Origin of the sequence: Streptomyces sp. NPDC002588, assembly GCF_040295925.1 — a bacterium.
In the GTDB taxonomy this organism is placed as follows: Bacteria; Actinomycetota; Actinomycetes; order Streptomycetales; family Streptomycetaceae; genus Streptomyces.
The window spans coordinates 1-23,184 of sequence record NZ_JBEOWF010000075.1 but is presented as its reverse complement, the minus strand read 5'-3'; the positions used below and the strand labels follow the sequence as shown (position 1 = coordinate 23,184).

22 protein-coding genes are annotated in these 23,184 nt (G+C 71.0%); 19 read left to right on the top strand and 3 right to left on the bottom strand.

Annotated features, from left to right (window positions below; translation table 11 throughout):
* Nucleotides 1-24: 24 nt before the first annotated feature.
* From ABT057_RS47160 to ABT057_RS47120, 9 genes are read left to right on the top strand one after another with little or no spacing between them, the layout of a single operon-like run.
* Nucleotides 25-1,224: a cytochrome P450 gene (locus ABT057_RS47160; protein ID WP_352351233.1), complete on the top strand. Its 1,200-nt coding sequence runs from the start codon at nucleotides 25-27 to the stop codon at nucleotides 1,222-1,224.
* Nucleotides 1,225-1,230: 6 nt separating this feature from the next.
* Complete coding sequence (locus ABT057_RS47155; RefSeq protein ID WP_352351231.1) at nucleotides 1,231-1,698, top strand: VOC family protein; 468 nt, start codon at nucleotides 1,231-1,233, stop codon at nucleotides 1,696-1,698.
* Entirely contained in the window at nucleotides 1,695-2,834 is a 1,140-nt protein-coding gene (locus ABT057_RS47150; protein ID WP_352351229.1) for an acyl-CoA dehydrogenase family protein, read from the top strand. The genes ABT057_RS47155 and ABT057_RS47150 overlap by 4 nt, the downstream gene beginning before the upstream one ends.
* Before the next feature lie 4 nt (nucleotides 2,835-2,838).
* The gene (locus ABT057_RS47145) at nucleotides 2,839-4,350 is read left to right on the top strand and encodes a class I adenylate-forming enzyme family protein (protein WP_352351227.1); all 1,512 of its coding nucleotides are present in this window, start codon (nucleotides 2,839-2,841) and stop codon (nucleotides 4,348-4,350) included.
* On the top strand, nucleotides 4,347-5,609 hold the full coding sequence (locus ABT057_RS47140) for a MaoC family dehydratase (RefSeq protein ID WP_352351225.1): 1,263 nt from the start codon (nucleotides 4,347-4,349) through the stop codon (nucleotides 5,607-5,609). Before ABT057_RS47145 ends, ABT057_RS47140 begins: the two co-directional genes overlap by 4 nt.
* Nucleotides 5,610-5,611: 2 nt before the next feature.
* Nucleotides 5,612-6,376, top strand: coding sequence for a crotonase/enoyl-CoA hydratase family protein (locus tag ABT057_RS47135; protein WP_352351223.1), 765 nt, complete (start codon nucleotides 5,612-5,614; stop codon nucleotides 6,374-6,376).
* The gene (locus ABT057_RS47130; RefSeq protein WP_352351251.1) at nucleotides 6,373-7,494 is read left to right on the top strand and encodes a CaiB/BaiF CoA transferase family protein; all 1,122 of its coding nucleotides are present in this window, start codon (nucleotides 6,373-6,375) and stop codon (nucleotides 7,492-7,494) included. Before ABT057_RS47135 ends, ABT057_RS47130 begins: the two co-directional genes overlap by 4 nt.
* A gap of 13 nt (nucleotides 7,495-7,507) precedes the next feature.
* Nucleotides 7,508-8,653, top strand: coding sequence for a thiolase family protein (locus ABT057_RS47125; RefSeq protein WP_352351221.1), 1,146 nt, complete (start codon nucleotides 7,508-7,510; stop codon nucleotides 8,651-8,653).
* A complete protein-coding gene (locus ABT057_RS47120; protein WP_352351219.1) occupies nucleotides 8,650-10,299 on the top strand; it encodes a thiolase C-terminal domain-containing protein in 1,650 nt (549 codons plus the stop codon). The genes ABT057_RS47125 and ABT057_RS47120 overlap by 4 nt, the downstream gene beginning before the upstream one ends.
* 4 nt (nucleotides 10,300-10,303) lie before the next feature.
* Here ABT057_RS47120 and ABT057_RS47115 read toward each other — a convergent pair whose 3' ends face one another.
* The 3 genes from ABT057_RS47115 to ABT057_RS47105 all read right to left on the bottom strand — a co-directional run bounded on the left by ABT057_RS47115 (nucleotide 10,304) and on the right by ABT057_RS47105 (nucleotide 13,904).
* Nucleotides 10,304-11,347 carry a zinc-dependent alcohol dehydrogenase gene (locus ABT057_RS47115; RefSeq protein WP_352351217.1) on the bottom strand — a complete coding sequence of 348 codons (1,044 nt, stop codon included), beginning with the start codon at nucleotides 11,345-11,347 and terminating at the stop codon, nucleotides 10,304-10,306.
* A 28-nt stretch (nucleotides 11,348-11,375) separates the two neighbouring features.
* A complete protein-coding gene (locus tag ABT057_RS47110; RefSeq protein ID WP_352351215.1) occupies nucleotides 11,376-12,611 on the bottom strand; it encodes a cytochrome P450 in 1,236 nt (411 codons plus the stop codon).
* A gap of 93 nt (nucleotides 12,612-12,704) precedes the next feature.
* Complete coding sequence (locus ABT057_RS47105; protein WP_352351213.1) at nucleotides 12,705-13,904, bottom strand: acyl-CoA dehydrogenase family protein; 1,200 nt, start codon at nucleotides 13,902-13,904, stop codon at nucleotides 12,705-12,707.
* A 176-nt stretch (nucleotides 13,905-14,080) separates the two neighbouring features.
* On the opposite strand from ABT057_RS47105, the gene ABT057_RS47100 reads away from it, so the two are divergent.
* From ABT057_RS47100 to ABT057_RS47055, 10 genes are all read left to right on the top strand, one after another.
* Nucleotides 14,081-15,553 carry a FadR/GntR family transcriptional regulator gene (locus tag ABT057_RS47100; RefSeq protein ID WP_352351211.1) on the top strand — a complete coding sequence of 491 codons (1,473 nt, stop codon included), beginning with the start codon at nucleotides 14,081-14,083 and terminating at the stop codon, nucleotides 15,551-15,553.
* A gap of 72 nt (nucleotides 15,554-15,625) precedes the next feature.
* Nucleotides 15,626-16,774 carry an acyl-CoA dehydrogenase family protein gene (locus ABT057_RS47095; protein ID WP_352351209.1) on the top strand — a complete coding sequence of 383 codons (1,149 nt, stop codon included), beginning with the start codon at nucleotides 15,626-15,628 and terminating at the stop codon, nucleotides 16,772-16,774.
* Between the two features lie 10 nt (nucleotides 16,775-16,784).
* Nucleotides 16,785-17,552: an SDR family NAD(P)-dependent oxidoreductase gene (locus ABT057_RS47090; RefSeq protein WP_352351207.1), complete on the top strand. Its 768-nt coding sequence runs from the start codon at nucleotides 16,785-16,787 to the stop codon at nucleotides 17,550-17,552.
* Nucleotides 17,549-18,742 (top strand): acyl-CoA dehydrogenase family protein, encoded by a 1,194-nt coding sequence (locus tag ABT057_RS47085; RefSeq protein WP_352351205.1) that lies wholly within the window; start codon nucleotides 17,549-17,551, stop codon nucleotides 18,740-18,742. Before ABT057_RS47090 ends, ABT057_RS47085 begins: the two co-directional genes overlap by 4 nt.
* Nucleotides 18,739-19,722 carry an NADPH:quinone oxidoreductase family protein gene (locus tag ABT057_RS47080; RefSeq protein WP_352351203.1) on the top strand — a complete coding sequence of 328 codons (984 nt, stop codon included), beginning with the start codon at nucleotides 18,739-18,741 and terminating at the stop codon, nucleotides 19,720-19,722. The genes ABT057_RS47085 and ABT057_RS47080 overlap by 4 nt, the downstream gene beginning before the upstream one ends.
* A 152-nt stretch (nucleotides 19,723-19,874) precedes the next feature.
* The gene (locus ABT057_RS47075) at nucleotides 19,875-21,020 is read left to right on the top strand and encodes an amidohydrolase family protein (protein WP_352351201.1); all 1,146 of its coding nucleotides are present in this window, start codon (nucleotides 19,875-19,877) and stop codon (nucleotides 21,018-21,020) included.
* A complete protein-coding gene (locus ABT057_RS47070) occupies nucleotides 21,017-21,238 on the top strand; it encodes a hypothetical protein (RefSeq protein ID WP_352351199.1) in 222 nt (73 codons plus the stop codon). Before ABT057_RS47075 ends, ABT057_RS47070 begins: the two co-directional genes overlap by 4 nt.
* A gap of 7 nt (nucleotides 21,239-21,245) precedes the next feature.
* A complete protein-coding gene (locus ABT057_RS47065) occupies nucleotides 21,246-22,058 on the top strand; it encodes a mycofactocin-coupled SDR family oxidoreductase (protein WP_352351197.1) in 813 nt (270 codons plus the stop codon).
* 20 nt (nucleotides 22,059-22,078) lie between these two features.
* Nucleotides 22,079-22,915, top strand: a complete 837-nt coding sequence (locus ABT057_RS47060) for an NAD(P)-dependent oxidoreductase (protein ID WP_352351195.1) — start codon at nucleotides 22,079-22,081, stop codon at nucleotides 22,913-22,915.
* Nucleotides 22,899-23,087, top strand: coding sequence for a ferredoxin (locus ABT057_RS47055; RefSeq protein ID WP_352351193.1), 189 nt, complete (start codon nucleotides 22,899-22,901; stop codon nucleotides 23,085-23,087). Before ABT057_RS47060 ends, ABT057_RS47055 begins: the two co-directional genes overlap by 17 nt.
* The last annotated feature ends 97 nt before the right edge of the window (nucleotides 23,088-23,184 follow it).

Below are 23,184 nucleotides of genomic sequence, written 5' to 3'. Positions count from 1 at the left end.
CGGACGTACGAGAAAGGAGCCGTGATGAGTACGACCCTCGAACCCGACGGAACACACGACGGCCGGCCCGCCTACCACTTCGACAACCGGCTCGGCGGCCCGGTCCTCAGCCACCAGGAGCGCTGGGACGAGATGGCCGGCACCCACTCCGGCTTCCGCAGCACCATCGCGCGTGGCTACTGGGTCGTCACGGACGGCCCCGAGGTGCAGAAGGCGCTGCAGGACTGGCGGACCTTCTCCAACAAGTCGGTGACCGCCCTCGAACCGGACCCGAAGTTCCTGTGGATACCCGAGATGCTGGACCCGCCCACGCACTCCGTGTGGCGCCGCCTCCTCGGCCGCTACTTCTCCCCGAGCTCGGTCGCCGCCCGGGAACCGGAGGTCCGCCGGGTCGCGGGGCAGCTGATCGACGAGCTGAAGAGCCGCGACGGCGCCGACGTGCTCGACGAGTTCGCGCGCCGCTTCCCCACCTTGATCTTCATGCGCCTGATGGGCCTGCCCGAGGAGGACCTGCCCACCTTCCTCGCGTGGACCCACGAGTTGCTGCACCTGTCCCACGGCGAGGACCCGGACGGCGCCCGGCAGATGACCGCCATGCGGGAGGTGTCGGCCTACTTCGAGGAACAGATCGCCCTGCGCCGCAAGACACCGCGCGACGACCTGCTCTCCACCGCCATGACCTGGACGATCGACGGCGAACCGATCGACGACCGGGACATGCACGCCTTCTGCATCCTGATGTTCCAGGCCGGCTTCGACACGGTCCCGATCTCCATCGGCTGGGCGCTGTACCACTTCGCCACGCATCCCGAACAGCGGGCGGAGATCCTCGCCGACCCCTCCCTCATCGCCACCGGGGTCGAGGAGATCCTCCGCGTCTACTCGTTCGTCGTCCCGGCGCGCAAGGCGACGAAGGACGTCGAGATCGGCGGCTGCCCGGTCAAGGCGGGCGAGATGGTGATGCTCCCGCTCGCGGTCACCAACCGCGACCCCGGCCGGTACGACGATCCGGTGCAGGTGGACCTGCACCGCACGGCCACCAACCACATCGCGTTCGGCTCGGGCCCGCACCGCTGCCTCGGCTCGCACCTGGCCCGCCTCGAACTCAACGTGGCGGTCGAGGAGTGGCACCGGCGGATCCCCGACTACCGGGTCGCCCCCGGCCAGGAACTGTGGCAGCACGGGAACATGTACGGCATCAAGTCGCTGCGTCTGGAGTGGTGACCGGGAATGACACCTCCCCTCAACGCGACGGATCTTTACCACACCGGGATCGTGGTCCCGGACATCGAGGCGTGGAAGTCCCGGATGAGTGAGGTCGCGGGCCACCGCTGGACCGAGACCATGACCGGCGACCTGCGGGTCCGTCTGGCCGACGGCGAACGCCCCCTGCGACTGCGCTACGCGTACTCGCTCGACGCACCGCACATCGAACTCGTCGAGGAGGTTCCCGGAACCCCCTGGACCGCTGCCGAACGCATCGCGACCCACCACCTCGGCTACTTCTGCGACGACGTCCGGAAGACGTCCGAGCGACTCGAGGAGGCGGGATTCCCCCTGGAGGCGTGCGCGATCGTCGACGGCGCCCTGTCGGTCTTCGCCTACCACCTGGATCCCTCCGGCGTCCGGATCGAGATCGTGGACCGCGCCCGGATCCCGGACTTCGACGCCTACCTCCGCTCGAAGGCGCAGACGTGACCCTGACGTTCACCGAAGAGCAGGACGAACTGCGCGCGACACTGCGCCGCTTCCTCGCCGACAAGGCGCCGAGCGCGTCGGTGCGCCGCTGGATGGAGTCCGACGAGGGCCACGATCCACGGCTGTGGCAGCAGATGGCCGGCCAACTCGGCCTGCACGGACTGGCCCTGCCGCAGGAGTACGGCGGTTTCGGCGGCGGCGCCGTCGAGTTGGGGATCGTCCTGGAGGAACTGGGCAGGGTGTTGCTGCCCTCGCCGTACTTCGCCACCGTGGCCCTCGCCGGACAGGCCCTCGCGGTGTCCGGCGACGACACGGCGAAGGCGCGCTGGCTGCCCGCGATCGCCGACGGGTCGCTGACCGGCACGCTGGCGCTGGCCGAGGAGAACGGGTCGTGGCACGTCGCGGACGTGGCGGCCGAGGCCGTCCGCGGCGACGGCGACTGGCGGGTGTCGGGCACGAAGATGTTCGTCATCGACGGTCACAGCGCCGGCCTGCTCCTCGTCGTGGCCCGCGCGGACACCGGCCCCGGACTGTTCGCCGTCGACGGCGGGGCGTCCGGAGTGACCCGCAGCCGCCTGGAGACGCTCGACCCGACGCGGCGGCTGGCGCGCGTCGACCTCGACGCCGCCCCGGCGCTGCGGGTCGGCCCGGAGGGGGACGCCACCGCGTATCTGCGCACCGTGACCGACCTCGCGGTCGTGGCACTCGCCGCCGAACAGGTCGGCGGGGCGCAGGCGTGTCTGGACGCGGCGGTGGAGTACGCGAAGGTGCGGGTGCAGTTCGGCCGCCCCATCGGGTCGTTCCAGGCGGTCAAGCACAAGTGCGCCGACATGCTGCTGAAGGTCGAGGGCGCGCGGTCGGCGGCGTACCACGCGATGTCGGCGGCGACCGGGAGCAAGGGCGACCTACCGGTGTCCGCCGCGCTCGCCGCGGCGTACTGCGCGGACGCCTTCACCCACGCCGCCAAGGAGAACATCCAGATCCACGGCGGTATCGGCTACACGTGGGAGCACGACGCGCACCTCCATCTGAAACGCGCGAAGTCGTCCGAGCAGCTCTTCGGCAGCCCGGCGACCCACCGGGGACGGCTGGCCGACCTGGTCGGAATCTCAGTGGCCACGGCGACGGAAGGCTGAGCACGTGGGAATTCGCGACCGTCTGTCCCGGCTGCTGGCCGAAGCGGCCGCCGACGCCGAGGCGATCGAGCACGACGGCGCGTGGTGGACCTGGGGGCAGGTCCAGGAGACCGCCCGGCAGGTCGGCGAGGCGCTGGACGCGGCGGGCCTGCCGGAGGGCGCCCGCGTCGGTGTCGTCCTCGAGAACCGGCCCGAGCACGTCGCCGTGGTCGCCGCGGTGATCGCCTCCGGACGCTGTCTGGTGATGCTGAGCCCGTTGCAGCCCGCCGTGCGGCTCGCCGCCGACATCACCGGCTGTGAGCTTCCCGTGGTCGTCTCCGGCGCCGAACCCCTTGCCCGCGAGGGCGTCCTGGGAGCGGTGACCGCTCACGGGGCGGCCCTGGAGCTGGGCGCCGACGGCGCCCTGCGCCCCGCCGGCGGCACGGCACCCGCCGAGGCGCCGGCCAACCCCGGAGTCGTCGTGGAGATGCTCACCTCCGGCACCACCGGCCCCCCGAAACGCGTCCACCTGCGCACCGGCCAGCTGGACCAGGCGCTCGTCTCGGGCGGGCAGACCCCGAAGGCCGAGCGGCTGCTGTCACGTTCGGCCTCGCTCGTGGCCACACCGCTCGTGCACATCGGCGGATTGTGGCGGGCGCTCGCCTGTCTCGCGACCGGACGCCGCATGCTCCTGATGCCCAGGTTCGCCGTCGGACCGTGGGTGAGCGTGGTGGAGCGCCACCGGCTGCGGGCGGCGAGCCTGGTGCCGGCGGCCATCCGCGCCGTACTCGACGCGGACGTACCGAAGGAGCGGCTGGCGAGTCTGCAGGTCGTCACCTCGGGCACCGCGCCGTGTCCGGCCGAACTCGCCGACGCGTTCTTCCGCACGTACGGCATCCCCGTGCTCATGACCTACGGGGCCACCGAGTTCGCCGGAGCGGTGGTCGGCTGGACGCTGCCGTTGCACGAGCGGTGGTGGCAGCGCAAGGCGGGCAGTGCCGGGCGTGCCTTCGACGGTGTCGAACTGCGGGTGACCGGCGAGGACGGGGCCGAGCTGCCCGTCGGCAGGACGGGCCGGCTGGAGGTCCGGACCGAGCAGAGCACCCGGGGCGGCCGGGCATGGGTGCGCACCAGTGATCTCGCCCGCATCGACGCCGACCGGTTCGTCTGGATCGAGGGACGCGCGGACGACGCCATCATCCGTGGCGGCTTCAAGGTGCAGCCGGAGACGGTCAAACGCGTACTGGAGACGCACCCGGCCGTACGGGAGGCGGCCGTGGCGGGGTTGCCCGACGCGAGGCTGGGCGAGGTGCCGGTCGCGGCGGTCGAGGCCGAGCCCGGCCGGCCCGCCCCGGAGGTCGCCGAACTCGTCGTCCTCTGCCGCGGCCGGCTCACCCCGTACGAGGTCCCGGCGCACATCGTCGTCGTGGACGCACTGCCCCGGACCCCGTCAAGCAAGGTGAGCCGCGTGGAGCTCCTCGACCTCGTCCGCGGTCGACTGGCAGAGCAGGAGCGCGTCAAGGAGGACCGCAGATGACCACCACCGAGCAGTTCGGGATGCTGACCGACGAGGCGGTCGAGCGGTCCCGCCGCCGCCTCGGCGTTCCCCAGCCCCAGCGCAACCCCCCGCACAACTACGAGGTCACCTGGGACGCCGTACGCCACTTCGCGTACGGCTACGGCGACGACAACCCCCTGTACTGCGACCCGGACCACGCGGCCGGAACCCGCTGGGGCTCGCTCGTCGCACCGCCCACCTTCCTGTACACGATGGGCGAGGACGCCGCCCCCGCACCGGACCCGGAGACCAAGGAGCTGCTCAGGGGCGACCCCTTCGCCGGGCTCGGCTCCTACCAGGCGGTGATGGAGTTCGAGTGGTGGCGTCCGCTGCGGCTCGGCGACCGCTGCCGGGTGTTGCAGACCCAGGTCGGCGTCCACCTCAAGCCCAGCAGCTTCGGCGGGCGCACCGCACACGTGGTCCGCGACTACCTCTACGCCAACGGGCACGGCGAGATGCACGCCCTCAGACGCGGCACCTGGATCAACGCCGAGCGGCACACGTCGAAGAAGAGGGCCAAGGAGAAACTCGTCCAACAGCCCTACACCCCCGGGCAACTCGCCGAGATCGACGCGGCGTACGCGGCCGAGAACCGGCGCGGAGCCCACCCTCGCCACTGGGAGGACGTCGAGATCGGCGAGGAGCTCCAACCCCGGGTGAAGGGGCCGCTGACCACCACCGACGTCGTCGTCTGGCACCTCGGCTGGGGCATGCAGCTCACCCCGCCCGGGGCGTTCGGGATCGCCGCGAGGGTCCGGCGCAAGGCCCCGGGGCTCTACCCGCCGAACCCGTTGAACGTCCCCGACACCGTGCAGCGCCTGCACTGGGAGCCGGAACGGGCCCGGGAGCTGGGCCTCCCGGGCTCCTACGACTACGGAGGCATGCGCGAGACCTGGCTGTGCCATCTGCTCACCGACTGGATCGGCGACGACGGCTGGCTGTGGAAACTGCGCTGCGAGCACCGGAAGTTCAACTACCTGGGCGACACCACCTGGGTGCGCGGCACGGTCGTCGACAAGCGTCAGGTGGGCGGGCGCGGCGAGGTGCACATCGAGGTGCGCTGCGAGAACCAGCGGGGAGAGGTCACCACCCCCGGTACGGCCGTCGTCCTCCTGCCGACCCGCGACCGCGCCGTCGAACTCCCCTCGCCGCCCGCCGAGGACCTGGACGGCATGGTCGCCCATGAGCTGGCCCGATTCGCCGTGACCGGCGATCAATCGCACGATTCGAGGAGGTAGGCGTGTCCGACGAGGTGCTGGTGGAACGCCGCGGGGCGGTCCAGGTCATCACGATCAACCGCCCGGCGAAGAAGAACGCGCTGGACGCCGGAGTGGCCGCCGGGGTCGCGGCCGCGGTGGACGAGCTCGACGAGTCGGACGAGTTGCGGGTCGGCGTCCTCACCGGGGCGGGCGGCACGTTCTCGGCGGGGATGGACCTCAAGGCGTGGCTGCGCGGCGAGACGCCGGCGATCGAGGGCCGTGGCCTGTGCGGGATCAGCATGACACCACCGCGCAAGCCGCTGATCGCCGCGGTCGAGGGCTGGGCTCTGGCCGGCGGGTTCGAACTGCTGCTGGCCTGCGATCTGGTCGTGGCCGCGCGCACGGCACGGCTCGGCGTGCCCGAGGTGACACGGTCGCTGGTCGCCCGCGCGGGCGCCGCCCTCCACCTGCCGCGCCGGATCCCGTACGCGATCGCTCTGGAGCTGCTGCTGACCGGCGCGCCGATCGACGCCGAACGGGCCGCCGCCCACGGCCTGATCAACCGGCTCACCGACGAGGGCGGCGCGCTCGCGGGGGCCCTGGAACTCGCCGGGACCATCGCGGCGAACGGCCCCATGGCGGTCGCGGCGACCAAGCAGATCGCCCGCTCCACCGCCGACTGGACCCTGGAGGAGGCGTGGGGCAAGCAGTTCGACATCGCCGAGCCGGTGTTCCGGTCGCAGGACGCCAGAGAAGGGGCGGCGGCGTTCGCGGAGAAGCGGGCGCCGGTCTGGAAAGGACGCTGACCGTGACGCGAGGACCTCTCGCCGGCTGCCGGATCCTCGAACTCGGCGGCATCGGACCGGGGCCGTTCGCCGGGATGCTCCTGGCGGACCTCGGGGCGGAGGTCGTCCGGGTGGACCGGCCCGGGCGGGCGGACGAACCGGACGCGGGCGGACCGGCGGACGTACTCGACCGGGGCAAGCGGTCGGTCGCACTCGACCTAAAGGACCCGGCCGCGACCGGAGTGCTCCTCCAACTCGTCGAGCGGGCCGACGTGTTGATCGAGGGATTCCGCCCCGGTGTCACCGAACGGCTGGGCATCGGACCGCACGACTGCCTGGCCCGCAACCCCCGCCTGGTCTACGGCCGGATGACCGGCTGGGGCCAGGAGGGACCCCTCGCGGCCGCGGCCGGACACGACATCACCTACATCGCGGTGACGGGCGCGCTCGGCGCCATCGGCGACGCGGCCGGCCCGCCGCAGATCCCGCTCAACCTCGTCGGCGACTTCGGAGGCGGCGGCTGCTACCTCGTGATCGGCGTACTGGCCGCCCTGCACTCGGCCACCCGCACCGGGCGGGGCCAGGTCGTCGACGCGTCCATCGTCGACGGCACCGCCCACCTCCTCGCCAGCACCTTCGCCAAGCTCGCCCGCGACGAGTGGAGCGACGAACGAGGCGTCAACCGCTTCGACGGCGGCTGGCCCTTCTACGCCGTGTACGAGACCAAGGACGGCCGCCATGTGGCCGTCGGCGCGCTGGAACGCAAGTTCTACCGGAGCCTGGTCGAACTGCTCGGCCTGGACGTGGACCCGGATCGGCAGCACGACCGGTCGACCTGGCCGCGGCTGCGAGAACTGCTGGCCACACGCTTCGCGGAGCGCACCCGTGACGAATGGGCGGAGCTCTTCGAGGGCACCGATGCCTGCGTGGCACCCGTACTGAGTCTCACGGAGGCGGCCGCCCACCCGCATCTGGCCGCGCGCGGAAGCCTGTTCACCCGCGACGGCGTGGTCCAGCCCGCCGCCGCGCCCCGATTCTCGGCGACCCCGTCGAGCGCGGGTCGCACGGCGCCGGCCGTCGGCGCCGACACCCGCGCCGTGTTCCGGGACTGGGGCGTGCGGTCCCCCGATCCGACCTGACGAAGGAGTTGTCATGCGAGAGGCCGTCATCGTCGACGCCGTACGCACCCCGATCGGCAAGCGCAACGGTTCGCTCGCGTCGGTGCACGCGGCGGACCTGTCGGCGAAGGTCCTGGGTGCCCTCGTCGAGCGCACCGGCATCGACCCGGGCACCGTGGACGACGTGGTCTGGGGCTGTGTCACCCAGATCGGCGACCAGTCCAGCAACGTGGGCCGCTTCGCGGTGCTCGCCGCCGGCTGGCCCGAACACGTCCCGGCCGTCACGGTCAACCGGGCCTGCGGCTCCAGCCAGCAGGCGGTCGACCAGGCCGCACACGCCGTCATGGCGGGCCAGTACGACCTCGTGGTCGCGGGCGGCGTCGAGACCATGAGCCGGGTGCCGCTCGGCTCACACCGGACCACGGGACAGCCGTACGGCCCCGCCGCGATCGCACGCTACGACGGATTCGAGTTCAGCCAGGGCATCGGAGCCGAACTCATCGCCGAACGCTGGGGGTTGAGCCGCACCCGCCTCGACGAGTTCGCCGCCGGGTCGCATGCCAAGGCCGCCGCGGCGATCGACGCGGGCGTCTTCGACGACCACATCGTGCCGATCGAGGTCGATGGCACGAAGTTCGGTGTGGACGAAGGGCTGCGGCGCGGGACCTCGGTGGAGAAGCTCGCCGGCCTCAAGCCGTCGTTCAAGGAGGACGGAGTGATCCACGCCGGGAACTCCTCCCAGATCTCCGACGGCGCGGCCGCCCTGCTCATCACCACCCCGGAGAAGGCCCGCGAACTCGGTCTCACCCCCCTGGCCCGCTACCACTCCGGAGCGGTCAGCGGCGCGGACCCGATCACGATGCTGCTCGGCCCGATCCCGGCGACCGAGAAGGCGCTGCGCCGATCCGGCCTGTCCATCGAGGACATCGGCGTCTACGAGGTCAACGAGGCCTTCGCCCCCGTGCCGTTGGCCTGGCTGGCCGAGACCGGCGCCGACCCCGAGCGGCTCAACCCGCTGGGCGGGGCGATCGGGGTCGGCCACCCGCTCGGCGGCTCCGGTGCCATACTGATGACGCGGCTGCTGGCCCGGATGCGGCGCGAGAACATCCGGTACGGCCTCCAGACCATGTGCGAGGGCGGCGGCACCGCGAACGCCACGATCCTCGAGCTGGCGCGATGACCCGGATCGAACGTCCGCTGCCCCAACCGACCCTCGCCAGCGCCGAGTTCTGGAGCTCTGGAGCGGATGGTGTGCTGCGGATCTCCCACTGCGCGGACTGCGGACGGTACTTCCATCCGCCGCTGCCGGTGTGCCCCTCCTGCCGCAGCCGTGCGGTGGCCCTCGCCCCCGTCTCCGGCAAGGCCGTGGTCGTCGGCTTCAGCGTCAACCACCAGCCCTGGCTGCCGAAGTTCCCGCCGCCGTACGTCGTCGCCGTGGTCGCCCTCGCCGAGGACGACCGGGCGCGCCTGACGACGAACATCGTGGGCTGCGACCCTGACGGGGTGAGCGTCGGCATGCGGGTCCGGGTGCGCTTCGAGCAGCTCGAAGAGGACGTGTACGCACCCCTGTTCGAGCCGGACCCGGAGGCAGCCGACGGCCCCGGGCCGCTGCCCGAGCCGCGCGAGGTCCGCGCACGTCCCATGGCCTCCTCGCGGAAGTACGAGGACAGGGTGGCGCTGACCGGCGTGGGACAGTCACGCGTGGGCCGGCGCCTCATGGTCGACCCCCTCTCCCTGACCGTCGACGCCTGCCTGGCCGCCGTCGCGGACGCGGGGCTCGACCTCGACGACGTCGACGGCCTCTCCACCTACCCCGGCCCCAGCCCCGACGGCATGAGCGAAGGCGGCGTCACGGCCCTCACGGAGGCCCTGCAACTGCGCCCCACGTGGGTCAACGGCGCCCGCGAAGTGCCCGGCCAGATCGGTTCGATCACGGCCGGCATGCTGGCCGTCGCGGCCGGACTGTGCCGGCACGTGCTGTGCTTCCGCACGGTGTGGGAGTCCTCCCACGCCGCGCTGCTCCGCTCCGGCCGCCGGCAGCCGGACGGCGGCCGTGCCACGGGCATGTTCGAGTTCCGGGCGCCCTTCGGAGCCATGTCGGCCGCGCAGTGGATCGGCTGCAACGCCTCGCACTACATGCACCGTTACGGTGTCGGCCGGGAGGCCCTCGGTGCGATCGCCGTCACCGCGCGGGCGGGCGCGGCCCGTAACCCCGAGGCTCTGCACCGGGATCCGATGACCCTCGACGACTACTTCGACGCCCGTATGATCACCACGCCGTTCGGCCTCTACGACTGTGACGTGCCGTGCGACGGAGCGGTGGCCGTCGTGGTCTCCGCGGTCGAGACGGCGTACGACCGCCCGCACGCGCCCGTCCTGGTCGAGGCCGTCGGCACGGCCGTCCTCGAACGGCTCAGCTGGGACCAGGACACCCTGACCCAACTGCCGCAGTCACGGGGGCCGGCCGCGCACCTGTGGACGCGCACCGACCTCACCCCCGCCGACGTCGACGTGGCGCTCCTCTACGACGGGTTCACCTTCAACGCGCTGTCCTGGATCGAGGGCCTGGGCTTCTGCGGCCCGGGCGAGGCGACCGACTTCGTCGCCGGCGGCAAGACCATCGCCCTGGACGGCGACCTCCCCCTGAACCCGCACGGCGGCCAGCTCTCGGCCGGCCGCCTGCACGGCTACGGGTTCGTCCGCGAGGCCATGCTGCAACTGCGCGGCGAGGCGACCGGACGCCAGGTCGACGACGCCCGGGTCGCGGTGGTGACCGCCGGCGGGGGAGTGCCGTCCGGGGCGATGCTGCTGAGGAACGCGAAGTAAGGGCCTATGCGGGGTCGAAGGTGACGACGACCTTCTCCGCGGCTCCCGGCGTCAGCGCGAGCTCGAACGCCCGGTCCACCTCCGAGAACGGCACCCGATGGCTGATCAGCTCGGCGAACCGGTCCTTGTGCTCCGCGAGTTCCGCAGTGACCTCGAAGATCTCGGTGGGGTATCCCTGCGAGGCGATGAGCGTGAGCTCGCTGCGCAACATCCCGCCGAGGTCGATGGCGTCCGACTTCTTCTGCACGGCCACCATGACCAGCTTCGCCTTCCACTTCGCGGCGTCGAGGGCGGCCTGGAAGACGGCGGGGACGCCGGCGGCGTCGATGTAGATGTCGGTGCCCGCGCGTGGTTGGCCGAGCGCGTCGGCCGCCTGGCCGTGCAATTCGGTCAGCCGGGCGGTGATGTCCTCGGTGGCGGAGTCGACGACCGCGTCGGCGCCGACGGCCAGCGCGGTCCGAAGCCGCTCGGGTATGACATCGGCGACGACCACGTGCTCCACGCCGCGTAGCTTCAGCCAGATCGTGACGCCCAGACCGATGGGCCCGGCGCCGAAGACGACGACCTTGTCGGCGGGCCCCGCCTCGGAGCGGTTCACACAGTGCCGGGCGACCGCCATGGGCTCGTTGAGCGCGGCCACGTCGAAGGGCAACTCGTCCGGGAACACCGCCACGCTCTCGCCCGGTACGGCGTTCTCGATGAGCAGGTATTCGTTCATCCCGCCCAACGAGCCGCCGCAGCCGATGATTCCGGACGGCGCCGCCTGCGGGTTGATGACCACCCGGTCACCGACCTTCAGGTCCGTGACCTCGGCGCCCACCTCGACGACATCACCGGCCGGCTCGTGACCGAGCGGCAGCGGGACGACCGAGCCGTCGGGAGTGTTGTAGGGGGTGCCGCCCATCCGGACGAAGAGCGTGTCGGTGCCACAGATGCCGCAGGCGCGGATCCGTACGAGCGCGTCCTTGGGACCGGGGGTGGGGCGCTCGGTCTCCACGACGTCGATCTCGTTCTTCGCGCCGGTCAGGACGGACTTCATGGTGGTCATGGAGTCGGCTCCTTCTGCCGGTTGCCGATCACCAGGTGACGGGCAGCTCGTAGATGCCGTACGCCTGCGAGTCCTCCTTGAACCTCAGCTCCGAGACGTCGACCGCGAGCCGCAGGGTCGGCACCCGGCGGAACAGGGTGCTGAACACGACATGCAGTTCGATGCGGGCCAGCTGCTGTCCGACGCACTGGTGCGGGCCCCAGCCGAACGCGTGGTGATGCGACGCGGTCCGGGTGAGATCGAGCTTCTCGGGCTCGGGGAACGCCTGCGGGTCCCAGTTGGCCGCCGGCAGCGAGGCGATGACGCCCTCGCCCGCGCGGATGGTCTCACCCTCGAACTCGATGTCGTCCAGGACCGCCCGCCGGGCCAGCAGATGCGGGATGGTGAGGTAGCGCAGCAGTTCCTCGACGGCCTTCTGCACGTACTTCGGGTCGTCGTCGTGCTCCCGCAGCTCGGCGAGTTCCGCGGGGTTCTCCAGCAGCAGCGCGGTGCCCAGCGTGATCATGTTGGCGCTGGTGTCGTGGCCGGCCACCAGCAGGATGTGCCCGAGCGCGGCCGCGTCAGGCATGGAGAGCACGCCCTCCGCCACCTTGGCACCGAGGTCGGACAGCACGTCCTCGCCGGGATCGGCCGTCTTGGCCTCGATCAGGCCGGTGATGTAACGGCGCAGATCCGCCGTCGACCGCGTGGCCTCCTCAGGCGTCTTGAAGCGGGCGTTGGTGACTCCGGCGTGCTTCTGGAAGAAGTCGTGGTCCTCGTAGGGCACCCCGAGCAGCGCGCAGATCATCAGCGACGGCAGCGGCAGGGACAGGGCCTCGTTGAGGTCGACCGGCTTCGGTCCTGCCAGCATCTTGTCGATCAGGTCGTCGGTGATCTGCTGGATCTCCGGGCGGAGTTTCTCCATCCGGTGCCGGGTGAAGGAGTTCGTCAGCATCCGGCGCCAGCGTGCGTGTTCGGCGCCGTCGGTGTTGTTGATCGACGGCTGCGTCTGGGCGGCGTGCGCCTTCATGGCCTCGGTCGTGTACGGGTATCCGGGCGCTCCGATGTTGGCGCTGAGCCGCGGGTCGGTCATCAGCCGGCGCTGGGCGGCGTGGGAGGTGACGAGCCATGGGGTGGTCCCGTCCCATGTCCTGGCACGCTGCACGGCTTTCCCCGACTCGTGCAGCTCCAGCAGGTCCGGCGGCGGCGCGAACGGGCACTTGCTCGACCGAGGGGAGGGGAACTCCGGCAGTTCCCGGGCTGTTGCGGACACGTCCTCAGTCATGGGTCCTCGCCTTCTCGTAGCTTGCCCGAAACATTACAACGACCGGTCGGTACAATCAATGTTTCCGGCTGGGGCGTGACCGGCGGAGGGGGATCAGCGGGACTCGCGCGGCAGTCCCAGCCCCCGCTCGGCGACCTGGGTCCGCAGGACCTCGTTCGCCCCGCCCGCGATCGTGTACGCACGCGAGTAGAGATGGGCGTCCTGCCACCAGCCCTCGGCCGGCACCTCCGGGTCGGCCTCGGTGAGCAGGCCGTCCGTGCCCTGCAGACGCAGGCCCAGATCGGCCAGGTCGTGGTTGAGTTCACTGAAGAAGATCTTGCCCATGAGGGCGTCGGCGGGCTGCTGCGTGCCGTGCAGCATCCGCGACTGCGCCAGACCGATCATCGCGGCGTTCACCTGCACCCGCGCGGCGAGCTCGCCGATCGCCTGCCGGGTGGCGGAGTCGTCCAGCGCCGGCCGGCCCCCGATCGGCGTCTCTTCCGCCAGCCGTACCAGGTCGTCCAGAACGGCGGACAGTTCGGCGCCCCGCGCGGCCACGCCGGAACGCTCCCGGCCGAGGCTGCTCATCGCCACCCGCCAGCCGTCGTCGACCCGTCCGATCACGTTCGCGGCCGGGATCCGGACCCCGTCGAGGAAGACCTCGTTGAAGTCGGTCGTCCCGGTGATCTCGCGCAGGGGCCGTACGTCGACGCCCGGGCTGCGCATGTCCAGCGCGAACGCCGTGATGCCCTTGTGCCTGGGGACGTCGGCGTCGGTGCGCGCGAGCAGGTACCCCATGTCGGCGTGCTGGCCGTTGGTCGTCCACACCTTCTGGCCGTCGACGACGAACACGGCGTCGTCGCCCTCGCCCTCGCGGACCGCCCGCGTCCGCAGCGCCGCCAGATCGCTGCCCGCCTCCGGCTCGCTGAACAGCTGGCACCACACGTCCGTACAGCTGCGGATGCGCGGCAGGAAGTGTGCCCGCTGCCCGTCGGTGCCGAACTCGATCAGAGCCGCCGAGGCCAGCGAGGCCGCGCCGACCGGCGGCCAGGTGCGGGCGCGGGCGATCTCCTCGGCGACGACGGACGGCTCCAGTGGGTGGGCGTCGGGCCGGCCGCCGTACTCGACGGGCCAGTCGATCCCGAGGAAACCCGCGGTGTAGAGCTTCGCGGTCCACTCGCGGATGGCCGGCATCAGTGCGGCCTCGGGCGCGCGCACACCGGAGTGCTCCTTGACGCCGGGCGCGTGCTCCGCCACGAAGGCGCGCACCTTCCTCCGGAACGCCTCCAGCTCGGGCGAGGACTCCAGGCGCATGGCAGCCGCTCCTTGTGGTCATACGGGTCGTCATATGAGTCGTGACGCGAGTCGTCATCCTGCGGTCGTGGCCAAAATGAGTATACTTTAACCGTCGGCTTGGCCAGTCTGCCAGTACCCGATGCCCGTGGCGAATAGACTGGGGATCCGCAATAACCCCTCAGAGGAGTTGGCCCATGGCGACAGCCGTCGACCGCGAGCCCGCCGACGGCGAGACCGGCATCCCGGTCGGCAAACTGGCCGCGCAGACCGCGCGCCGCATCGAGTCGACCGTGATCCGGCAGGGCTGGCCCGTCGGCGAGTCGCTGGGCTCCGAGGTGGACCTGCGAGAGCAACTCGGCGTGAGCCGTGCGGTGCTGCGCGAGGCGGTGCGGCTGGTCGAGCACCACCAGGTCGCCAGGATGCGGCGTGGCCCGGGCGGCGGCCTGATCGTCTGCGCCCCCGACGCGGGACCGGCGACCAGGGCCATGGTGATCTACCTCGAATACGTCGGCACCAGCGTCACGGACCTGCTCCAGGCCCGTCAGCTCCTCGAACCGATCGCCGCCGGCCTGGCCGCCGACCGGATCACCGAGGAGGGCATCGCCACCCTCCGGGCCACCCTCGACTCCGAACACGCCCACTGGGACGACCCGTCGGTCCATTCGCAGGACCCGCTGCACCCGGTGCTCGGACAGCTGTCGGGCAACCCGGTGCTGCACCTGTTCATCGACGTGCTCACCCGTCTCACCGCCCGGTACGCGCACACCTCCCGCCGTATCTCCAAGGCCGAGATGCACGCGGCCAAGGAGACCTCGCACCGCGAACACCGGGCCGTCGTCGAAGCCGTCATCGCCGACGACGGGGCACGTGCGCAGACCGAGCTCAGCGCGCATCTGGAGTCGGTGGCCGGCTGGATCGAGAAGCACCGGGTGCGCCGCGGGCAGCGGGTCTCCGGGAACGTGATCGAGCCCGAACTGGTCGAGGGGCCGCGGGCCAAGCTCGCCGAAGTGGTGGCCGCCCGGATCCACGACGACATCGCCGCGCGGGGCTGGCAGGTCGGCATGGTCCTCGGCTCGGAGGCGGACCTGCTGGCCCGCTACGAGATCAGCCGGGCGGTCCTGCGGGAGGCGGTACGGCTGCTGGAGTACCACTCGGTCGCGCGAATGCGCCGCGGTCCGGGTGGCGGCCTCGTCGTCACCGAACCCGAGCCGCAGGCCAGCATCGACACGATGGCCCTCTTCCTCGAATACCAGGGTGTCAGGGCCGACGACCTGCGCATCGTCCGCAACGCCATCGAACTCGGCATCATCGCCAGGGTCACCGCCCGGCACAGCGAGGGCGACAGCGAGGTCGCCGAACGTCTCGCGAAGGCCGTCCGCTGGACCACCGAGGGCCCGGCCGACGACCTCCGCAAGGCCGACCTGTTCCACTCCGAGCTCGCGGCCCTGGCGAACAACCCGGTGCTGTCGCTCTTCCTCGCCATCATCACCGAGCTGTTCCGCAGGCACGCCTCCGGCCACGACCGGCCGCTGCCCGGAGACCGGGCGGCCGACGAGGTCCAGCACGTCCATCAGCGCATCCTGGACGCGATCGAGCAGGGGGACGCGGGGGTCGCCCGCCACCGGATGCGGCGGCATTTGGATGCACTCATTCCCTGGTGGCACTGACAGGATGGTCGACAGCCTGGACCGTTCAGCCTAATTACGTATACTCAATAGGGTCCGATCGAAGGAGATTCGATGCGCCGGACCCTGTTCGAGCAGGATCATGAGGACTTTCGCCTTCTGGTGCGCGACTTCCTCGCCCGCGAAGTGCTCCCGGTGTACGAGGACTGGCGACGCGCCGGTCTGGTCCCGCGTGACCTGTTCACGGCACTGGGCAAGCTGGGCATCATCAGCACGGCCATCCCCGAGGAGTACGGCGGGGGCGGCCAGGAGGACTACCGCTTCAACGTCGTCCTCCAGGAGGAGTGCGCCCGCGCGGGCGTCACCCTCGGCGGTCTGCGCACCCACCTCGACATCGTCGTCCCGTACTTCACGGGCCTTGCGAACGCCGAGCAGCGCGCCCGCTGGTTCCCGGGGCTGGCCTCCGGCGAGCTCTACACCGCGATCGCGATGAGCGAACCGGGCACGGGCTCCGACCTCGCGGGCGTCACGACACGAGCGGTCCGCGACGGCGACCACTACACGCTCAACGGCGCCAAGACCTTCATCACCGGCGGCCACCACGCCGACCTGGTGATCGTCGTGGCCCGTACCGCCGCCGACCCGGACAACCGGCGCGCCGGACTGTCCCTGCTCGTGGTGGAGAAGGGCATGCCCGGCTTCACCGTCGGCCGCAAGCTGGAGAAGATCGGTCTCGCCGTCCAGGACACCGTGGAGCTGTCCTTCGAGGACGTCCGTGTCCCCGTCGCCAACCTCCTCGGCGAGGAGGGTGCCGCCTTCGGCCTCCTGGGCCGCAACCTCGCCCAGGAGCGGCTGGCCATCGCGGTCGGAGCCGTCGCCCAGACCCGTGCCGCGATCGACCTGACCCTCGCCTACGTCCGCGACCGCACCGTGTTCGGCAAGCCGGTCGCCCACTTCCAGAACACGAAGTTCGAACTCGCCGCCATGGCGACGGAATCGGAGGCCGCCCAGACGCTGCTGGACGCGGCGATCACGGCGCTTGTCGCCGGCGAACTGAGCCCGGCCGACGCGGCCAAGACCAAGCTGTTCTGCACCGAGACGCAGGGCCGTGTGATCGACCGCTGTCTGCAGTTGCACGGCGGCTACGGCTACATCCTCGAGTCCCCGATCGCCCGGCTCTACGCAGACGCGCGCGTGACCCGCATCTACGGCGGGACCAGCGAGGTCCTGAAGACCATCATCAGCAAGTCTCTAGGCCTGTAGGGAGTTTGATGTGAACATCGACGGTTCGGCGGCACTGGTCACCGGAGGCGCCTCCGGCCTGGGGCTGGCCACCGCGCGCCGCGTCATCGACCGCGGCGGCCGGGTCGTCCTGGCCGACATCTCAGAGGAACAGGGTGTCAAGGCGGTCGCCGACCTCGGCGACGCCGCCCGCTTCGTGCGCGCCGACGTCACCGACGAGGACTCGGTCACCGCGGCCCTCGACGCCGCCGAGCGGCTCGGTCCGCTGCGTTTCGTCGTGCACTGCGCAGGCCGCGGCGGCGACCGCACCCGGATCATCGACCGCGACCGCACCCCCGGCGAGCTCGCGACCTTCGCCGAGGTCGTACGGGTCAACCTGGTCGGCACCTACAACGTGCTGCGCCTGGCCGCCGCCCGCCTCTCCGGCAACGACGTCGTCGACGGCGACCGCGGAGCCGTCGTCCTGACCGCCTCCGTCGCCGCCTTCGACGGCCAGATCGGCCAGACCTCCTACACCGCCGCCAAGGCGGGCGTACACGGCATGACCCTCGTCGCCGCGCGTGACCTGGCCAGCTGGCAGATCCGGGTGAACACCATCGCCCCCGGCATCATGGACACCCCCATGCTCGGCCGGCTGCGCGAGGACATCCGCGACGGTCTCGCCGCTTCCGTGCCCCACCCCAAGCGCCTCGGCGACCCCGACGACTTCGCCCGCCTCGCCGTCGAGATGCTGGAGAACCCCTACCTCAACGGCCAGACGATCCGTCTCGACGGCGCCATCCGCATGGCCCCGCGATGACGGCGACCGTGCACGGACGGGTCGAGACCGACGAGGACTTCCGTGCCCGCCTGCGTGCCTTCCTGACGGAGCAGCACCCGGGCCGCCGCCCAAAGGATCCCGCGGAGCGCCTCGCGTGGCACAAGAAATGGCTGGCCTCGTTGTACGACGCCGGATACGCGGGCCCGAGCTGGCCGCGCGAGTACGGCGGTATGAATCTGCCCTTCGCCCGCCAGGTCGTCTACCAGGAGGAGTACGCGCGAGCCCGGGTCCCCGGACCACTGGGCACCGGTCTGGGCATCGCCGCCCCCACCCTCATCAAGTACGGGACAAAGGAGCAGAAGGAACGCTTCCTGCGCCCCATGCTCCGCGGCGACACGGTCTGGGCGCAGGGCTATTCCGAACCGGAGGCGGGATCCGACCTCCCGGCGCTGCGTACGACGGCACGCCGCGACGGCGCGGAATACGTCGTCAACGGCCAGAAGGTGTGGAACAGTTCGGCCGACATCGCCGACATCCTCTTCACCCTCGTCCGTACCGGACCCTCCGACTCCCGGCAGGACGGCATCAGTTACCTCCTGATCGACGCCCACGCCCCGGGCGTGACCGTACGCCCGTTGCGCGACCTGACGGGGGACGCGCACTTCTGCGAGATCTTCTTCGACGACGTGCGGGTCCCGGTCGCCGACAGGATCGGCGAGGAGAACGGCGGATGGCCGCTGGTCCGCACGAGCCTCGGCCACGAACGCGCCGCCGGAGCGATGAACCAGGCGGCGCGGTACCGGCGGGTCCTGGACGAACTGATCGAGCTGGCGCACGAACGCGGAGCCACCGCCGATCCCCTGGTGCGCGACCGTCTGGCCGACTTCGAGATCCGCGTGACCATCATGCGGCTCACCGGGATGCGGACCATCGCCGACATCATGGCGAAGGGCGAGCCGGGTCCCGCCTCGTCCACATCACGGCTGTTCATCGTGACCTTCGAGCAGGAACTGCACGAGTTCGTCCTGGAACTGCTGGGCCCGTACGGCATCCTGGGCCGCCGCGACCCGCACGCCGTCCAGCGGGGACGCTGGGTGTGGGGCTTCCTGCGCACCCGGGCCTCGACGATCGGAGCGGGCACCGCCGAGATCCAGCGCAACACCATCGCCGAACAGGTACTGGGCCTGCCCCGGGATCCGGCGATGCCGACCACCGGGAGGGCACGATGAGAGCGGCGCGCTGCACGGCGTACGGGCCCCCGGAGGGGCTGGAGGTCGTCGAACTGGACGACCCGGAACCCGGCCCCGGCGAGGTCCTGGTCCGTGTGCACGCCGCCGCGGTCAACTTCCCGGACGTCCTGCTCGTCTCGAACCGTTACCAGGTCCCCGCACCGCTGCCTTTCACCCCGGGCAGCGAGTTCGCCGGTGTCGTGGCAGCGCTGGGCCCCGGCGTGACCGGGCCCCCTGTCGGCACCCCGGTGGCCGGGGCGGTGCTCACGGGCGCCTTCGCCGAGCAGGTGGTGGTGCCGGTGGCCGGTCTGCGCGCGGTCCCCGACGGACTCGACATGGTCCACGCCGCAGCCTTCCACGTGACGTACGCGACCGCCTACCACTCCCTCGTCACCGTCGGGCAGGGCACGGCGGGGGAGTGGGTGGCGGTGCTCGGGGCGGCGGGCGGGGTCGGCAGTGCGGCCGTCGACATCGCGACCCGGCTCGGGATGCGCGTCGTCGCGGCGGCGTCGAGCCAGGAGCGGCTCGCGGTCGCTCGCAAGCTCGGCGCGGAGGCCGGGGTCGACTACGTCCGCGAGAACCTGAAGACACGTGTCCGCGAGCTGACCGGCGGCGAGGGCGCCCATCTGGTCGTCGACCCCGTGGGCGGCGACCACGCGGAGGAGGCCCTGCGCGCGCTGCGGCGGGGCGGCCGGTTCGTGACGGTGGGGTACGCCGACGGGAAGATCCCCCGGATCCCGCTGAACCTGGTGCTGCTCAAGGACGCGGTGGTGCGGGGCTTCGAGATCCGCATGCTGCGCCAGTACGCCCCGGACGCGGTGGCGGCCGGCGACCGGGCGCTCGCCCGGATGGTCCGGGAGGGAATGCGCCCGCTCGTCTCCCGTGTCCACCCCCTCGCCGAGGTGGCCTCCGCCCTGACGGACGTGGCGGAACGGCGTACCACCGGCAAGGTGATCATCGACATGATCACCAACGAGTAAAGAGTATTCCGAATTTCGGTCCCCGGTCTGGCGGTGACCGATCGTCCACCAAGCGTGCGCGACGTTGATGATCGCTACCGGTGAGTGGGACCGGTTCAGTGCACGCAATCCATCCGGTGTTAGAGAGTCTGTGAGACCGAGGGAGCGCAAGGATGCCGTTGCAGCCGTGGATGAAGTTGCTGTCGACCGATGACCATCTGATCGAGCCGCCGCGTCTGTGGTCGGACCGGTTGCCGGCGGGGTTGCGGGAGGCGGGGCCGCGTATCGTGGAGCAGCCGAGGGGGGAGGGGCAGGCGCCTGCCGAGGTGTGGGTGTATGAGGACCGGGTGTATCCGTATATCGGGCTGAACGCGGTGGCGGGCAAGGAGCCTGAGGAGTTCGGTCTGGAGCCGACCCGGTATGACGAGATGATCCCGGGGTGTTATGACCCGGTGGCGCGGATCCGTGACATGGATCTGGACGGGGTGTGGGGGGCTTTGTGTTTCCCGTCGTTCCCGGGGTTTTCGGGGCATGTCTTCCTGGACGGCAAGGATCGTGAGCTGGCCCTGCTGTGTGTGCGGGCATGGAACGACTATGTGCTGGACGAGTGGTGTGCCAGTGCGCCGGGGCGGCTTGTTCCGTTGGTCATCATGCCGATGTGGGATGTCGATGCGTGTGTGGCGGAGATCCACCGGACGGCGGCGAAGGGGGCGAAGGCGATCTCGTTCCCGGAGAATCCGGCGCCGCGGGGTCTGCCGTCGTTCCACACCGATTACTGGGATCCGATGTTCTCGGCGGCGGAGGAGACGGACATGCCGTTGTGTCTGCACTTCGGTACGTCGGGGAAGCCGCCGAAAACGGCTCCGGAGGCTCCGTTCGCGGTGACGATCGCGCTGTTCGGGTGCAATGCCATGTTCGCGACGGCGGACTTGTTGTTCTCGCCGGTGCTGCACCGGCATCCGAGGCTGAAGATCGGTCTGTCCGAGGGCGGGATCGGCTGGATTCCGTATCTGCTGGAGCGTGCTGACGGTACCTGGGAGCGGCATCGTTTCTATCAGAACGTGAATCAGAGCGTGCGGCCGTCGGAGCTGTTCCACAGGCATTTCCATGGCTGTTTCATCGATGACCGGTTCGGTGTGGAGGTCCGTCATCACGTAGGCGTCGACAAGATCACGTGGGAGTGTGACTATCCGCATTCCGACTCGTACTGGCCCAAGAGCCGTGCTTATGCGGCGGAGGTGCTGGCGGATGTGCCGGATGACGAGGTGCACCGGATCGTGGAGCTGAACGCCCGCCGTCTGTACAACCTTCCCGCATGAGCCGGCGTCCGGAGTCGGAGCGGTCCGACTGGACCGATCTCGACCTGCTGACCCGTGACGAGGCGCGCGGGCGGCTGCTCGCCGAGATCGCCGAGACGGAGGTACGGCTTGCCGGACTCGGCACGGCCGACGAGGCCGAGCGCGAACTCCTCCTTTCCCGGCTGCGTGCCCTGCGCGAGGCCGCTGAGGATCTGACCGACCACTCGGAAGGGAGCTGAGGTGGCCATGGGGCGTGTGGAGGGCAAGGTTGCGCTCATCACGGGAGCGGCCCGAGGCCAGGGCCGCTCGCATGCGGTGAGACTGGCCGAGGAGGGTGCGGACGTCGTCGTCACCGATGTCTGCCACGACATCAGCGACGAGTTGCCGTACCCGCTGGCGACGAAGGACCAGTTGGCGGAGACCGCCGAGTTGGTGCGGGCGACGGGGCGGAGGTGCGTCGCCGTGCAGGCCGACGTCCGGTCGGTGGCCGAGATGCGGGCCGCCGTCGACGCCGCGCGGGCGGAGTTCGGGCGGCTCGACACCGTGGTCGCCAATGCGGGAGTCATGAGTTCGGGTAGCGCCTGGGAACTGTCCGAGGAGGTCTGGGACGTCGTCGTCGACGTGAATCTCAAGGGCGCCTGGAACACGGCGCGGGCCGCGATCCCGTGGATGATCGAGGCGGGGGAGGGCGGCTCGATCGTGATCACCAGCTCGGCTGCCGGTATCCGCGGGCATGTGCCGTACGCCCATTATGTGGCCGCCAAGCACGGAGTGGTCGGCCTGATGAAGGCGCTGTCCAACGAACTCGCCCCGCACCGCATCCGGGTGAACACCGTCCATCCCACGGGCGTCAGCGACACGGGCATCACCGTCGGCGTGCCTGTGGAGGAACTCGCCGCGCGCGAACCGCTGTTCGCTCTCGCCGCGATGAACCCCCTCGCGCCGTACGTCGAACCACGCGACGTGTCCAACGCGGTCCTGTTCCTCGCTTCCGACGAGGCGAGGTACGTCACGGGCCTCCAGTTCACCGTCGACGCCGGATCGACCAACAAGCCGTAGGCGGGGAGGGCACAGTGAGGATGCCGACGGTCGGGTTTCTCGGCGCCGGGCAGATCGGCGAACCGATGGTCGAGCGGCTGCTCGCGGCCGGTCACCGGGTGCGTCTGTACGTACGGCGGGCGGAGGTCCGCGAGCGGCTCCCGACCGCGCAGATCGTGGCGGAGCCGGCCGACGTGGCCGCGTCCGACGTCGTCGTCAGCTGCCTCCACGACGACGCGCAGATGCTCGACGTGCTGCCGGGGGTCGTCGCGGCCATGGGCGCCCGTACGGTGCTCGTCTCGCACACGACCGGACGTCCGGACACGCTCGACCGCCTGTCCGCGTACGCACCCGAGGGGCACGCCGCGATCGTGGACGCCGCCTTCAGCGGAACGGCCGACGCGGTACGGGCCGGGCGGCTGACGGTCTACCTGGGAGGCGACCCCGAGCACGTCGCCACGGCCCGCCAAGTCGTCGCCGCCTACGCCGACACCGTGCTCACCACCGGCCGGCGCGGCTCCGCCCTGCGTGTGAAGCTCCTCAACAACCTGCTGTTCGCCGCGATCGCCCAACTCACGCTCGGCGGAGTGGAAGCGGGAAAGGCACTGGGTATCGAGGAGAGCGCCCTGTTGGAGGCCCTGGCCGTCAGCAGCGGAGGGTCGACCGCCGGCCGGTACATCACCGCCCGGGGCGGGGCCGAGCCCTTCGTCGCGTCGGTCACGCCCTATCTGCGCAAGGACCTGGAGGCCTGCGAGGAGGTCGCGGCCCGAGCCGGTCTCGACCTGTCGACGCTGCTGGCCGCGGCCCGTGGTGGGCCGATACGGCTCGGTCGCCCATCCCCTTCCGAAACGGAGCTGTTGCATGAAGATCACCATTGACACGTCGCTGTGCTCCGGTCATGCGCGGTGTGCTGCCGCCGCGCCGGAACTCTTCCGCCTGGACGACGACGGTTACGCGCTGCCGTTCGAGGGAGAGGTTCCCGGGGATTTGGAGGATGCGGCCCGGGAGGGGGAGCGGGCCTGTCCGGAGCGGGCGATCACTGTGGAGTGAGTCGGTGTTGGTATGGCTGTGCCCCACGGTCCGGGGGGTCCGTGGGGCTGGGTGGTGTCTGTCCGTTCAGCCGGCGGGCTGGGGTGGCGGTGTGAAG

Excerpts from the sequence above, each read along its gene's own strand:
- ABT057_RS47060 (WP_352351195.1), top strand. The coding sequence starts at position 22,079 with ATGCCGACGGTCGGGTTTCTCGGCGCCGGGCAGATCGGCGAACCGATG.
- ABT057_RS47140 (WP_352351225.1), top strand. The coding sequence starts at position 4,347 with ATGACCACCACCGAGCAGTTCGGGATGCTGACCGACGAGGCGGTCGAG.
- ABT057_RS47075 (WP_352351201.1), top strand. The coding sequence starts at position 19,875 with ATGCCGTTGCAGCCGTGGATGAAGTTGCTGTCGACCGATGACCATCTG.
- ABT057_RS47120 (WP_352351219.1), top strand. The coding sequence starts at position 8,650 with ATGACCCGGATCGAACGTCCGCTGCCCCAACCGACCCTCGCCAGCGCC.
- ABT057_RS47160 (WP_352351233.1), top strand. The coding sequence starts at position 25 with ATGAGTACGACCCTCGAACCCGACGGAACACACGACGGCCGGCCCGCC.
- ABT057_RS47125 (WP_352351221.1), top strand. The coding sequence starts at position 7,508 with ATGCGAGAGGCCGTCATCGTCGACGCCGTACGCACCCCGATCGGCAAG.
- ABT057_RS47100 (WP_352351211.1), top strand. The coding sequence starts at position 14,081 with ATGGCGACAGCCGTCGACCGCGAGCCCGCCGACGGCGAGACCGGCATC.
- ABT057_RS47110 (WP_352351215.1), bottom strand. The coding sequence starts at position 12,611 with ATGACTGAGGACGTGTCCGCAACAGCCCGGGAACTGCCGGAGTTCCCC.
- ABT057_RS47070 (WP_352351199.1), top strand. The coding sequence starts at position 21,017 with ATGAGCCGGCGTCCGGAGTCGGAGCGGTCCGACTGGACCGATCTCGAC.
- ABT057_RS47055 (WP_352351193.1), top strand. The coding sequence starts at position 22,899 with ATGAAGATCACCATTGACACGTCGCTGTGCTCCGGTCATGCGCGGTGT.
- ABT057_RS47080 (WP_352351203.1), top strand. The coding sequence starts at position 18,739 with ATGAGAGCGGCGCGCTGCACGGCGTACGGGCCCCCGGAGGGGCTGGAG.
- ABT057_RS47115 (WP_352351217.1), bottom strand. The coding sequence starts at position 11,347 with ATGACCACCATGAAGTCCGTCCTGACCGGCGCGAAGAACGAGATCGAC.
- ABT057_RS47095 (WP_352351209.1), top strand. The coding sequence starts at position 15,626 with ATGCGCCGGACCCTGTTCGAGCAGGATCATGAGGACTTTCGCCTTCTG.
- ABT057_RS47105 (WP_352351213.1), bottom strand. The coding sequence starts at position 13,904 with ATGCGCCTGGAGTCCTCGCCCGAGCTGGAGGCGTTCCGGAGGAAGGTG.
- ABT057_RS47065 (WP_352351197.1), top strand. The coding sequence starts at position 21,246 with ATGGGGCGTGTGGAGGGCAAGGTTGCGCTCATCACGGGAGCGGCCCGA.
- ABT057_RS47155 (WP_352351231.1), top strand. The coding sequence starts at position 1,231 with ATGACACCTCCCCTCAACGCGACGGATCTTTACCACACCGGGATCGTG.
- ABT057_RS47085 (WP_352351205.1), top strand. The coding sequence starts at position 17,549 with ATGACGGCGACCGTGCACGGACGGGTCGAGACCGACGAGGACTTCCGT.